The organism is Tenacibaculum aiptasiae, from assembly GCF_965221665.1.
GTDB lineage: Bacteria > Bacteroidota > Bacteroidia > Flavobacteriales > Flavobacteriaceae > Polaribacter > Polaribacter aiptasiae.
The window spans coordinates 1,861,325-1,874,130 of sequence record NZ_CBDCSN010000002.1; the positions used below are offsets into that span (position 1 = coordinate 1,861,325).

General features: G+C 31.0%; 12 protein-coding genes. 7 read left to right on the forward strand and 5 right to left on the reverse strand.

Annotation, left to right across the window (positions count from 1 at the left end):
* The first annotated feature begins 74 nt into the window (after nucleotides 1-74).
* Nucleotides 75-1,607, forward strand: coding sequence for an amidohydrolase family protein (locus ACOQN8_RS08920; RefSeq protein WP_420552419.1), 1,533 nt, complete (start codon nucleotides 75-77; stop codon nucleotides 1,605-1,607).
* Between the two features lie 228 nt (nucleotides 1,608-1,835).
* On the opposite strand, the gene ACOQN8_RS08925 is transcribed toward ACOQN8_RS08920, so the two are convergent.
* A complete protein-coding gene (locus tag ACOQN8_RS08925) occupies nucleotides 1,836-2,303 on the reverse strand; it encodes an Lrp/AsnC family transcriptional regulator (RefSeq protein WP_150901128.1) in 468 nt (155 codons plus the stop codon).
* Nucleotides 2,304-2,460: 157 nt separating this feature from the next.
* On the opposite strand from ACOQN8_RS08925, the gene ACOQN8_RS08930 reads away from it, so the two are divergent.
* The 6 genes from ACOQN8_RS08930 to ACOQN8_RS08955 all read left to right on the forward strand — a co-directional run bounded on the left by ACOQN8_RS08930 (nucleotide 2,461) and on the right by ACOQN8_RS08955 (nucleotide 9,590).
* Nucleotides 2,461-3,573, forward strand: a complete 1,113-nt coding sequence (locus tag ACOQN8_RS08930; protein WP_272151135.1) for a histidine decarboxylase — start codon at nucleotides 2,461-2,463, stop codon at nucleotides 3,571-3,573.
* Between the two features lie 231 nt (nucleotides 3,574-3,804).
* Nucleotides 3,805-5,280 (forward strand): M28 family peptidase, encoded by a 1,476-nt coding sequence (locus ACOQN8_RS08935; protein WP_420552420.1) that lies wholly within the window; start codon nucleotides 3,805-3,807, stop codon nucleotides 5,278-5,280.
* Nucleotides 5,281-5,298: 18 nt separating this feature from the next.
* Nucleotides 5,299-6,267 (forward strand): threonine ammonia-lyase, encoded by a 969-nt coding sequence (locus tag ACOQN8_RS08940; RefSeq protein WP_420552421.1) that lies wholly within the window; start codon nucleotides 5,299-5,301, stop codon nucleotides 6,265-6,267.
* Nucleotides 6,251-7,201, forward strand: a complete 951-nt coding sequence (locus ACOQN8_RS08945; protein WP_420552422.1) for a Rossmann-fold NAD(P)-binding domain-containing protein — start codon at nucleotides 6,251-6,253, stop codon at nucleotides 7,199-7,201. Before ACOQN8_RS08940 ends, ACOQN8_RS08945 begins: the two co-directional genes overlap by 17 nt.
* A gap of 3 nt (nucleotides 7,202-7,204) precedes the next feature.
* Nucleotides 7,205-8,656: a threonine synthase gene (thrC, locus tag ACOQN8_RS08950; RefSeq protein WP_420552423.1), complete on the forward strand. Its 1,452-nt coding sequence runs from the start codon at nucleotides 7,205-7,207 to the stop codon at nucleotides 8,654-8,656.
* 1 nt (nucleotide 8,657) lies between these two features.
* Nucleotides 8,658-9,590: a phosphotransferase gene (locus ACOQN8_RS08955; protein ID WP_420552424.1), complete on the forward strand. Its 933-nt coding sequence runs from the start codon at nucleotides 8,658-8,660 to the stop codon at nucleotides 9,588-9,590.
* Between the two features lie 14 nt (nucleotides 9,591-9,604).
* Here ACOQN8_RS08955 and ACOQN8_RS08960 read toward each other — a convergent pair whose 3' ends face one another.
* Genes ACOQN8_RS08960 through ACOQN8_RS08975 form a run of 4 tightly spaced genes read right to left on the reverse strand, consistent with a single transcriptional unit; the run spans nucleotide 9,605 to nucleotide 12,690 of the window.
* The gene (locus ACOQN8_RS08960) at nucleotides 9,605-10,408 is read right to left on the reverse strand and encodes a DNA/RNA non-specific endonuclease (RefSeq protein WP_150901036.1); all 804 of its coding nucleotides are present in this window, start codon (nucleotides 10,406-10,408) and stop codon (nucleotides 9,605-9,607) included.
* Nucleotides 10,409-10,852: an acyl-CoA thioesterase gene (locus tag ACOQN8_RS08965; RefSeq protein WP_150901035.1), complete on the reverse strand. Its 444-nt coding sequence runs from the start codon at nucleotides 10,850-10,852 to the stop codon at nucleotides 10,409-10,411.
* A 47-nt stretch (nucleotides 10,853-10,899) separates the two neighbouring features.
* Complete coding sequence (locus ACOQN8_RS08970; protein ID WP_420552425.1) at nucleotides 10,900-11,976, reverse strand: ABC transporter permease; 1,077 nt, start codon at nucleotides 11,974-11,976, stop codon at nucleotides 10,900-10,902.
* Between the two features lie 9 nt (nucleotides 11,977-11,985).
* The gene (locus tag ACOQN8_RS08975) at nucleotides 11,986-12,690 is read right to left on the reverse strand and encodes a queuosine precursor transporter (RefSeq protein ID WP_420552426.1); all 705 of its coding nucleotides are present in this window, start codon (nucleotides 12,688-12,690) and stop codon (nucleotides 11,986-11,988) included.
* Nucleotides 12,691-12,806 lie beyond the last annotated feature (116 nt).

Below are 12,806 nucleotides of genomic sequence, written 5' to 3' on the forward strand. Positions count from 1 at the left end.
AAGACATCGTCAGATTAATAAAGTTGTATTTTACAACTAATAAATTAATGTAAACTTTTAAAATAATTTTAAAAATGAAGAAAACAATATTATTAATACTAATTGTATTCGGAATTAATCATGCCTTTTTAGGACAAATACCCAAAGAACGAGAAAAGCAAATTATAGCTTTAGTAAAAGAATCAGATAAATTAATAAAAGAAAAACCAGTTGAGGTTAAAGAGAATATAAGCAGGCTTTTAAGTTATGTCCCATCACCAGAATTAGTGAAAACGGTATTGAACTTAATGCAAGAAAACTCATCAACTAAAGAGTTAAAAGCACTTTTAAATGATTTTTCCAAAGGAGAAATAACAGTTGAAGAGACAGAAGAAGAAGAGTTAGAACCTAAAACATATGTTTTAACAAACGTGAATTTAATTGATGGAACTAGTTCAAAACCAAAGAGAAATAGTACTATTGTTTTTAAAGGAACTCAAATAACAGATATCTATAAAGGCAATGCTAAAGAGCTAGATAAAGATGCTGTTGTTATAGATTTAAAAGGAAAATATATAATGCCAGGTTTAATAGATTCACACGTGCATTATGCTACTGACCCTAGTTTCGAGACTTATGAAAGTGTGAAGAAAAGATTTAGAAAAGAATTAGGAACAGGAATTTTAGGAATTCGTGATATGGGAGGAGATGGTAGAGCTTTGGCGTATTATAAAAGACAATTATTAGCAAATCAGATTTTAGGACCAGATTTAAATTTTTCAAGTATTCTAGCGGGGCCAGATTTTTTCACTGACTCACGAGTAATTGCAGGTTCGGTAGGAATAGAACTAGGAACAGGATCTTGGGCGCATAAGGTAACTAAAGAAACAGATTTGACATCTTTAATGCAACGTGTAAAAGGAATTGGTTCTACAGCAGTAAAATTGTACTATGATATTGACGGAAAGTTAGCAAAAAAAATTACAGATGCAGCTAAAAAAGCAGGGTTAAAAGTATGGGCGCATTGGGCAATTAGACCATCGGATGCAAAGCAAACTTCAAAAGCTGGAGTACAAGTAGTATCTCACGCTCAAATATTTGGAAGATTACCAGAAGGAGAAACGAATGAGTCAGCACTAAAAAAATATGGAGAGAAAGAGTTATGGGAAATCATGAAAAAAAACGGAACAATTCTAGAGCCTACATTTGCTGTATATAATTATATGAATGAGAAGTCAATTAGTGATATGGCAGATTTACTTACAAAAAAAGCATTAAAAGCAGGAATTAGAGTTGCGGCAGGAAGTGATGTTCCAGGTGATGATAAATTGCCAGGAGGTCATATTGAATATAGATTGTTAAAAGAAAGAGCTGATATGACTCCATTTCAGATATTAAAATCTGCTACACTAATTAATGCAGAAGTGGCAGGTTTTGAGAATGAATTAGGAAAGATTATAGCAAGAAAACCAGCCTCTTTTTTGGTGTATGAACAAAATCCTTTAAAAGACATAACTTTTTGGGCTGAACCTTTATATGTAGTAAAAAAAGGAACTATATATTCAGGAGCTGAATTAAGAGATGAAAATAGTACTGTTACTCCGCTATTTACTTCAAATAAAAAGTAAAGAAAAGAACTATGAAAAGTCAATAAAACCCTTAAAGAATTCAGTTAAATACTTCAGTTTTACAGCGAGTAATTTTTGATTATTTCAAAATAAGTTTTTTCTATGCTTAAAGTATACTAAAGTAATTTATTAGGAGTTTATTTGTAGTATCAATCGTAACAAAAGGTTGATTTTTTTAGGGGATTAAGGAAAAGTGCCTGCTCTAGTAATAGAGCAGGGCTTTTTGTTTTATGGATGAACACTAATCTTAGTAGTATTTTTCGTTTGCTTGATAATAAAAGAACTTTGGATGTTGGAAATAATTTCTAATTGAGAAATTTTCTTCATTACAAAATCTTGATAATGACTCATGTCGTTTAAAATAATTTTTAATAAAAAATCATAAGCCCCAGCAATATAAGATACTTCAACTATCTCATCAATATCAGCAACATAGTTTTCAAATTCTTTAAAAAATACCTCCTGATGCTTAACTAAGGTAACTTGGCAATACACAATTAAACTTTTTCCTAAAGTTTCAGGCTTAACAATAGCTACATATTTATCAATAACCTTATTAGACTCCATACGTTTAATGCGTTCATGCGTAGGTGTAATTGACAAGTTTACTTTAGCAGCTAGTTGTTTTATGGACTGTTTACTGTCGGTTTGCAGCTCATTAATCAGTTTTAAATCGATGTGATCTAGCGTGTGCACGGTATTTTTTCCTGTTTTCATCAGTTAAGTGTTTGTGTGAAAGAATAAAATTCTTTTTAAAGTGTAAAAATAGTATAATTTCGTTATTTTAAAACTTGTTATTGGTAATTTATTCTTTCATGTAACTTTGGAAAAGAATTTTATACATATAATAGAAATGGAAAGAATAGAAGAGATTTATAATAGAATTAGTGAAAGTTCATCGAGGTTTTTAGGGTATCCTTTAGCAAAAGATTTTGATTATAAAGAGTTTGCTCCCTTTTTAAATTTATGTATTAATAATGTGGGAGATCCAGAATCACCATCTACCTTATCAATAGATACTAAAGATGTGGAGAGAGAAGTTATTTCTTTTTTTGCTGATATATTATCAACCAATACCAAAGAAACTTGGGGCTACATTACAAATGGAGGAACTGAAGGAAATCTTTATGGTTTATATTTAGCAAGAGAGAGCTTTAATAATCCTATAGTGTATTATAGTGAGTCTACGCATTATAGTGTAAAAAAGAATTTACATTTATTGAATTTAAAAAGTATTGTAGTAAGAAGTCAGTCTAACGGAGAAATGGATTACGAAGATTTAGAAAGCCTTTTAATCCTTAATAGAGATAGACCCGCAGTTTTCTTTTTAAATATAGGAACTACAATGACCGAGGCTGTTGATGATTTGGATAGGGTGAAAAAGTTAATTAAAAAGTATGCAATCAAAGATTATTATATACACTGCGATGCAGCGTTTTTAGGTTGTATAGCGCCATTTGTAGATCCAAAACCAAAGTTTGATTTTGCTGAAGGAATTGATAGTATTTCTATTTCTGGACATAAGTTTATTGGAGGACCAATACCGTGTGGAATCGTTTTAGCAAAAAGAAAACACAGAAACCGTATTGTAAATTCAGTATCCTATGTAGGAACCTTAGATACAACAATTACAGGGTCTAGAAATGGGTTAACACCATTGTTTTTATGGTCGTTTATAAAGAAACATGGTAAAGAAGGATTAATAAAACGTACAAGGGAGTCGCAAAAGTTAGCAGCTTATACTGAAATGAGATTGAAAGAAATTGGTGTAAATGCTTGGAGAAACAATGATGCTTTAACGGTAGTTTTAGATAAGCCATCGAAAAGTTTATGTGAAAAATATCAATTAGCATCAGAAGATACTATCGCACATATTATTTGTACACCAGGAATTGAAAAAAGCCAAATAGATACTTTTATAGAAGATTATGAAAAAGAACTCTTAGTGCTTGAAGTGCTAGCCTAATGAGTTTGTTATTTGGTTGATTTTCAGTTTTTTTGAAATTTAACCAAAATTCTTTAAATTTGTAATCAGAAGAATTAATAGCAATATAATTATTGCAAGCTTATTTTCTATCTTAAGGAAGACATTGGGAAGATAAGTTTTATTTCTTACGGAAATCTCCGTATACCTTAATTAGTAATAACTAATTGGTGTACGGAGATTTTTTTACACCAATTTTTAAAAACATAATATATGAGAAAATTGAAAAAACTATTTATTGGTTTATTAACGGTTTTAGTAATAGGAATTGGACTTCTTTATTTTTTTCCTCAATTAATATTCGGGTCAACTTTTGGACAAAAGCTATTACTTAAACTTTCAGATGAGAGTGTAGCAGAATTCTATTTTAAAGAAGGTCAGAAAACAAAGGATACTTTGTATATGAAAGGGATTATTTATGGAAATACCTTAGAAGATATCAAAAATGTACTAGATAAGAATCCACAAGTAACAACAATTGCAATGGAAGATGTAGGTGGATCAATAGATGATGAGGTCAATTTAGTAGCATCTCAAGAAATTAGAAAACGAAAGATAAATACATATTTACCAGAAAATGGCATGGTGGCATCAGGTGGAACAGATATGTTTTTAGCAGGAACTAAAAGAAATGCACATCCAAGTGCTAAATTAGGGGTTCACTCTTGGTCTGATGGAAGCAAAGGAGGAGATAAATATCCTAAAGAAGATCCTTCTCATAAAAAGTATTTAGACTACTACAAGGAAATGGACATACCAACAGACTTTTATTGGTATACACTACAAGCAGCACCTGCTGAGAGTATTCATTGGATGAAACCTGATGAAATTAAAAAGTATAAAGTATTAACGAATGATTTATCTGAACTGTTGAGTTTGCAAAAAACGTTATCATCAGAAGAGTTTGCGGGAAGAGGTACAGGAAAAAATCAAAAAGCACAGGAGTTAATAATCAATTACTTCAAAACATTAGGCTTAGAAAAATTTAACGATAGTTATAAGACTCCATTTGATTTTATTGATGAAAAAACTAAAAAGAAACGACCAGCAACCAATATAGTAGGGTATATAAAAGGAAAAACAAATCCTGATAAATATATTGTTATAGGAGCGCATTACGATCATATGGGAATTGTAGATGGTGTAATATTTAATGGAGCTGATGATAACGCGTCAGGAACCGCAGCCTTATTAGTTTTGGCAAAGTATTTTACTAAAAACAAACCAGAGCATTCAATTATATTTTCAGCTTTTGATGCAGAAGAATTAGGCTTACACGGATCAAAGTATTTTGTAGAAAACCCACCAGTACCCTTAACTGATATAAAGTTAGATATCAACTTTGATATGATAAGTCGTAATCCTAATAATGAAATTTATGTAGTAGGAACGTATCCATATCCACAATTTAAACCTGTGGTGGAAAAAATAGCAAAAACGAGTCCGTTAAAAGTTTCTTACGGTCATGATGATCCAAACGATAAAACAAAAGATTACTGGATGTATTCGTCAGATAATGGACCATTTCATGAAAAAGGTATTCCAAACATAACTTTTAGTGAAGAAGATCACCCAGACTATCATAAACCTACTGACGATTTTAAAAATACGAATCCGGTGTTTTATACCAATGTGGTTGCATTAATAGAGCAGTTTATTGAAAGTGTAGATGCTAATTTTCCTAACTAATTATAGATACTAAGAAAAGTGATTTCTAAAACAGATATAGAGCGTGTTTATGAAAATATTAAAAACGATATTTATAAAACACCTCTAGAGTATTCAGAAAAGTTAAGTGAAATTTCAGGAGTAAATGTATACTTAAAAAAAGAGTATTTACAACTCACTAGTTCCTTTAAAATAAGAGGCGTTTTAAATAAAGTAAAGAGTTTAAGTTCAGAAGAATTTGATAAAACTTTTGTAGCGGCATCAACAGGGAATCATGCAGCGGCTTTTGGTTTAGCCTCAGAGAAATTTGATTTTAAAGCTAAGTTGTTTTTACCTAAAAATGTTGCTTTAGAGAAACTTAAGAGCTTGTCTAAATATAAATTAGACAAAGTATTGTATGGGGATACAAGTGTAGAAACAGAAAATAAAGCAACTCAATATGCAAAGGATATTGAAGGAGTTTTAATCCATCCATACAATGATGTTGAAATTATAAAAGGACAAGGAACCATTGCGGTTGAAATAGCAGAAGAATTACCAGAAGTTAATGCAGTACTAGTACCAATTGGAGGCGGAGGATTAATATCGGGAATAGCTTCTTATTTTTCAGAAAATGAAAAAGTAAAAGTAATAGGTTGCCAACCTGAAAATGCTTCTGAAATGTACGATTCTATAAAATATAATCATATTGTAGAACCGAGTACATTAAATACCATCGCAGATGCAGCAGCAGGGGGAATAGAAGCAAATGCAATAACCTATGATATTTGTAAAAAGCATTTAGAGGAGGTTAAACTAGTCACCGAAGAAGAGATAAAAAAAGCAGTAGCGTTTTTATATAAACACCATAATATAATTGTTGAACCAACATCAGCTGTACCAGTGGCAGCATTATTAAAAGAAGATATTTCAAAAGAATATAAAAATGTGGTGTTGGTATTAACAGGAAAAAAAATAAATAAACAATTACTAAAAGAAATAAACGAAGCATATGGCGATTGTTATTAATCTTGAAGAAATAAAAAAAATAGTAGCAGATATAGATGTAGTTTCTGCTATGGAAGAGGGGTTTGTGCAATATAGTAATGGAAATACAGTAGTGCCACCAGTAGGAGAATTATTATTTGAAGAACCCAAAGGAGATGCACACATCAAATACGGATATATAAAAAATGATGACTATTATGTTATTAAAATAGCCTCTGGTTTTTATGATAATCCGAAGATAGGACTAGCATCAAGTCAGGGATTAATGTTATTATTTGATCAAAAAACAGGAGTTCCAAAAGGAGTTTTGCTAGATGAAGGTTATTTAACCGATATACGAACAGCAGCTGCAGGAGCTTTAGCAGCTAAATATTTTGCACCTAAGAATATAAAAGCAGTAGGAATTATAGGAACAGGAATACAGGCAAAATTACAGTTACAGTATTTACAAAAACACACACCTTGTATTAAGGTTTGGCTTTGGGGACGTAACAAGGAAAATGTAGCGAAATTTGTAAAAGAGCTTGGAGCTGACTTTGATATAAATATAGCCGAAAATCCATCAGAAGTAGCTAAAAACAGTAATCTAATAGTAACTACAACTCCTTCAGAAATAGCTTTATTAAAGGCAGAAGATATTCAACAAGGAACGCATATTACAGCTGTAGGTTCAGATACAGAGCATAAACAAGAGTTAGAGAGTGAATTGTTAAAAAAAGCTTCTATAGTAATAGCAGACAGTATTCCACAAAGTAAAAGTAGAGGAGAAATATATAGAGCAGTTAAAGACGGAGCTGTAGCAGAAAGTTCAGTGATAGAATTAGGAACAGCTATCCAAGACCCAGCATTACAACGTTTAAATGATGAACAAATAACGGTGGTAGATTTAACTGGGGTAGCAGTACAAGATATTATGATTACCAAAGCGGTTTATACAAATTATATAAAAGAATAAAAGATGTTGAAATTTGTTAGTAACAAAGGAGGAGGAGAGCCTGTAGATTTTGAAACAGCAATATTAGATGGTTTTGCAGTAGATGGAGGATTGTATGTGCCAGAAGAATTACCTGAGATTACCTTAGATCAATTAAAAGAGTGGAAAGGTTTAGGTTATGTAGATTTAGCATTTGAAATATTATCCTTGTTTATAGATAGGTCAATAGTATCAGAAGAAGAATTAAAAAACATACTTAAAACAGCTTATGCGCCTTTTGAAAAAGAAGAAATAATTCCTTTGTATCCATTAAAAACTAGAAAGGATACCTTTATAATGGAATTGTTTTATGGGCCTACAATTTCATTTAAAGATGTAGGCTTAGCATTCTTAGTAAACTTGGTTAATTTTTTCTTAGAAAGAAGAAAAGAACATCTTTCAGTAATTGTAGCCACTACAGGTGATACAGGTCCAGCTACAGCGTATTTTGCAGCAGGAAAATCAAACATAGACGCTTGGGTATTGTATCCAAAAGGATTGATTACAGAAGAGCAAGAGCGTCAAATGACTACTTTACAACATGGAAATATACATCCAGTAGGAGTAGCAAATTGCCCCGATGGAGGAGATGATTTGGATGCTGTTATTAGTAAGTTTTATGCCAATAAGACTTTTAAAGAAAAATTGAATTTATCGAGTGTGAATTCAATTAACTGGGGACGAGTAATGATGCAAACGGTACATTATTTTTATGGCTATTTACAAGTGGTGGATGAAGTAGGAGAAAAAGTAAATATGTCGGTGCCTTCTGGAGGATTTGGAAATTTATGTGCAGGAAGTTTAGCAAGAAAAATGGGACTTCCAATTAAATACTTAGTTGCAGCAAATAACAAAAATGCTTGTTTAGATCGTATTTTTTCAAAAGGAGAATTTACAAAAGAAGCAATTCATGAAACAGCTTCATCGGCAATTGATATTTTAATTCCGTTTAACTTTTGGAGGTACTTATATTTTAGTATTGATAAGGATGCTGAAAAAATAAAAAATTGGATGGATTCTTTTAAAGAAACAGGCAACTTAAAGTTTGATGAAGAAACTTTTGAAACTTATAGAAAAGGGTTTTTATCAAATAGTACAACCGATGTAGAAACGCTTACTTTAATAAATGAAATTTATACAAGTGAAAATTATTTATTAGATCCTCATGGAGCGGTTTCTCTACAAGCAACAGATGTGTTAAAACAGCAGTTAGGAAAGGAAAAATTAATTTGCTTAGCTACAGCACATCCTGCTAAGTTCCCAGAAACAATAAAGAAAGCCTTAATAACAAAAGAGCTACCTGCACAAGCAACTCATCAGAGTATAGAAATAGCTAAAAAGCGTTGTGAAAAGGTGCATTTATGTGACTACGAGCATTTAGAAGAAGCGTTGATGCATGCAATGGAAACAAATTGGGATTTAACTAAAGGAGCATAATATGGCACAGTATACAGTTTTAAAGGATAAAGATTTACATACCATTTTAAACTATTATGGAATTAATGAAGTAGAATCGTATAATGTGTTAAGTGGTGGTTCAGAGAATACTAATTATTTGGTAAAAACAGCTATCAATAATTATGTGCTAACAATTTGCGAACAAAAATCATTAGAGCAAGCAACAGAACTAGCTAATTTATTAGTGCATCTGAATAAAAATAATTTCTCAACATCTAAAATAATTAAAACAGTAAGTAACAGCTTTGTGCCAGTTTGGAATAATAAACCAATTATACTAAAAGCATATTTGGAAGGAGATATTGTTGAAGATTTATCAGAAGATATTTTAATTTATCTAGGAAAAGAATTGGCAACATTACACCAAGTAGAAGCTCCAGAATATTTATCAGAAACCGTTAGTTATGGAATCGAACGATTTGATGAAGTTAAAGTATATGCGCCAGAATCTACCTTTTATAAATGGTTAAAAGAAATTCAAGAGTATATAGAAAGTTACATTAATACTGATTTGCCAAAAGCACTGATTCATAGTGATATCTTTTTTAATAACATTATTATAAGCAAGGATGGAAAAAAAGCTAATATTATGGATTTTGAAGAAGCTAGTTATTATTATAGAGTGTTTGATATTGGTATGATGATTATTGGTACCTGTGCAGAAGGTGAAGAATTGAACTCCAAAAAAATGAAGAGTTTATTAAAAGGATATGAAAGTAAAATAAAACTGTTAGACCAAGAGAAAAAAGCATTGAAAGCATTTACAGTTTATGGAGCAGCAGCAACAGCTTTTTGGAGACATCAGAATTTTAATTATGTGAATATAATTCCCGAAAAGAAAAACCATTATATAGCGATGAAAAATTTGGCAGATTTTACTCGAAGTTTACCAGATAGCTATTTTGTATCATAAAAATAAGGCTTGGATTATCTAAAACTCCAAGCCTTATAATTACTATTTGCTTCTAATTTTGTTTCTATATCATCGGGTAACTCAGGGAAAAAATCAATATTAGTTTTTCGCTCAATTTCATCAATAGAAACAACAAAATTATATAAAGGTAATTTACTTTCTTGATGAGGTAATAAAAAAGCAATGGCTTTAATTTCTGGTTGAGTATAGTCTAAGATTATTTTATAAAATTCATTAGGAACACTCACTTTGTCTTTACCTATGGTTTTTAAATTAGGTTTTAAAATACCACCAGTAACCACATATAAATGCTCGTACTTCTTAGCCCAATAACGAGTTTTTTGTTCTAATTTATTCCAAATTCCAGCATTAAAATCGTGTTTTTGAGGACTTACATTAGAGGTATAAAAAGTTTCGTCATGTGCTTCTTTAGAATAGCGCTTATCTGCAGCTGGACAAAGATGGCCTTTGTCATATCCAGAGTTTTTATAATTTCTCCAACTAGCGGATTTTGTTCTTACTTTAGGGTCATCAATAAAAAATGGACGCTTAAAGTTATTATAAACAATATCTTTTTTGTCTAAAGAATAAGCAACCCATTCTGCTTGCTCATGTTGCTCGTTGTATGATAATTGATAACCATTATGCTTAATAATGGCTCCCGTTGTTGAAGTTGGTAGAAAATTAAAACTTGTGTTACTTGATTTGGTAGTCTCTTCAGTTGAGGTGTGAGTAGGAGTTTCTTTTTGTTTTAACCAATAAGCAATGATAAAAACAGCTATAGAAACAATAAGTTTTATTTTTCTTGAAGTACTCATCTAACTTTTTAATACAATTTCTTTAAAATCTTCAGTTTTTTCAACTTCATTAAAAATAGTTTGAAACTTAACAGGAGGTTCAGTTAATTTTCTTTTTACTAAGTCTAACCAAGCACCATAAACAGTAATAATAGCAGAAAGCTTACCTTCTTCATTAAAAACTTCATGTTGAATTTTCCAACGCTCACCTTTACTAGATAAACCAATAACTTTTAAGTTAACAGTAATATCAGTACCCATATGTATTTCACGTAAAAACTTGGTGTTTTCTTCAAATAAAATAGGGCCCGTATTTTCCTTAGAAAAATCTTGAATGGTAATATTATGCTCTTTAAAAAAACGCAATCTTACTTCTGCAGCATAATCATTATATGCGGTATGACGCATGTGTATGTTGGCATCAAAATCTGCCCATCGTGTTTTAAATTGTACACTAAAACTCATTTGTAATTTTTTTGAAAAACGAAAGTACAAAATTAAAGTATCAGCTGTTAAGATTTAACATCTAAAGCATCGCGGAGTGTATTACCAATAAGCATAAAAGCCATTACCAAACTCATAATTGCTAATCCGGGAATTATAGCTAGAAAAGGCTTACCAAGAATAATGTAGTTATAATGATTTTTAATCATAGCACCCCAAGAAGGAGTTGGAGGTTGCGCACCGATACCTAAGAAACTTAAACCGCTTTCAATTAAAATGGCAGCAGCAAAATTAGCTGCAGATATAACAATAATAGGAGCTAAAATATTAGGTAAAATATGTTTAAAAATAATTCTGAAGTCAGAAAAACCTAAAGCCTTAGCTGCTTCAACATATTGTTGTTGTTTAGTGGTAATTACTTGTCCACGAACCACACGAGCTACTTCCACCCACATGGTTAAACCTACAGCAATAAATACTTGCCAAAAACCTTTTCCTAAGGCTAATGTGATTGCAATTACCAATAAAAGAGTAGGAATAGACCAAGTAATATTGATAACCCACATAATAAAATCATCTATTTTTCCACCGAAATATCCAGCAATAGCACCAATTGGAATTCCAATTAAAAGAGAAATAAAAACAGCTATAAAACCAATGAAGAAAGAAATCCTAGCACCTATTAATAATCTGCTTAACAAATCACGACCATATTTATCGGTACCAAACCAAAATGTTTTTTGTTCAATATATTCTTCAGGAGTATTATTGAATAAAGAAAGAGGATATGTTTTCGTTAAGTTATCAGAATATTTTACAACTTCTAGAAGGTTGTTTTGTACAGAGTAAGATTTGATAGGGGCTTCAGTGTTTGAGTTTTGTTTCCCGTTCATAAAGATGGAAAACCAAGATTGACCGTTTTCCTTTTCAGAAGGAATATTTAGCATTTGAACAGAAAACCCAGGAGGTTTTGAATGAATTTCTAAATGCATTTGATTGGCAGAATTACTATTGTCAGGTGCTAAAACATAGCAAAAAACTGCAATAAAACCGCAAAGAATAATAAACCAAAAACTAAACATTCCTGTTTTACTTTGCTTAAATTTTTGGATAGCAATTTGCCAAAGAGAATTAGAATTCTTCATGAGTCGAAATTAGATATTGGTAATTTCTTCACCAACTTTTAAGTTGAATTTTTTTCGAAAAGCATAAACTAGTATATAAAGTACTGGAGTATCTATAGCAGCAATCATAATTTTAAAAATAACACCACTAATTAAAAGACCTCCAAATTTATCCCAAGTAATGATTTCAAAAGAGCATAATAGTAAAAGTACAGTAAGAGTATCTATAAACTGAGATGCAAACGTAGAAAAGTTATTACGTAGCCATAAATGTTTTCCTTTGGTAAAGTTTTTCCAGAAATGATAAATTCTAATATCAATAAATTGGGCAAATAAGTAGGCAAGCATTGAAGCTAAAACAGCTAATGGAGTTGCCCCAAAAACTAAATCAAATGTACTGTTATCTACTGGAGACCATTCCGTAGCAGGAGCATATTTACCTAAATATATAATTCCTAATGAAAACAAAGAAGCAAAAATACCAGCAATTACTACTTGGTTTGCCTTTTTTTTACCGTAGATTTCAGATAATACATCGGTAATTAAAAAAGTAATAGGGTATGGAAGCAATCCAACAGATATTTCAAAAAGTTTTACTCCAAAAATTTCCATATCAAATGGGTACCAGTAAAAAAACTTTTGAAAAATAAGATTAGAGGTTACTAACGAAGCAATAAATAAAGCGGCTAAAATAAGATATATTAGCTGAGCTTGGTTTTTCTGTTGTGCAGTCATAGAACGAAGTTACTAATTAATAATGATTTTAAAAATGTGTATGTTTGCAGCATAAAACAAACAACAACCTAATTAGGTGAAATTGATATAGTAATTACACCATTCAATTAACAAAA

Excerpts from the sequence above, each read along its gene's own strand:
- ACOQN8_RS08920 (WP_420552419.1), top strand. The coding sequence starts at position 75 with ATGAAGAAAACAATATTATTAATACTAATTGTATTCGGAATTAATCAT.
- ACOQN8_RS08930 (WP_272151135.1), top strand. The coding sequence starts at position 2,461 with ATGGAAAGAATAGAAGAGATTTATAATAGAATTAGTGAAAGTTCATCG.
- ACOQN8_RS08935 (WP_420552420.1), top strand. The coding sequence starts at position 3,805 with ATGAGAAAATTGAAAAAACTATTTATTGGTTTATTAACGGTTTTAGTA.
- ACOQN8_RS08945 (WP_420552422.1), top strand. The coding sequence starts at position 6,251 with ATGGCGATTGTTATTAATCTTGAAGAAATAAAAAAAATAGTAGCAGAT.
- thrC (WP_420552423.1), top strand. The coding sequence starts at position 7,205 with ATGTTGAAATTTGTTAGTAACAAAGGAGGAGGAGAGCCTGTAGATTTT.
- ACOQN8_RS08955 (WP_420552424.1), top strand. The coding sequence starts at position 8,658 with ATGGCACAGTATACAGTTTTAAAGGATAAAGATTTACATACCATTTTA.
- ACOQN8_RS08960 (WP_150901036.1), bottom strand. The coding sequence starts at position 10,408 with ATGAGTACTTCAAGAAAAATAAAACTTATTGTTTCTATAGCTGTTTTT.
- ACOQN8_RS08965 (WP_150901035.1), bottom strand. The coding sequence starts at position 10,852 with ATGAGTTTTAGTGTACAATTTAAAACACGATGGGCAGATTTTGATGCC.
- ACOQN8_RS08970 (WP_420552425.1), bottom strand. The coding sequence starts at position 11,976 with ATGAAGAATTCTAATTCTCTTTGGCAAATTGCTATCCAAAAATTTAAG.
- ACOQN8_RS08975 (WP_420552426.1), bottom strand. The coding sequence starts at position 12,690 with ATGACTGCACAACAGAAAAACCAAGCTCAGCTAATATATCTTATTTTA.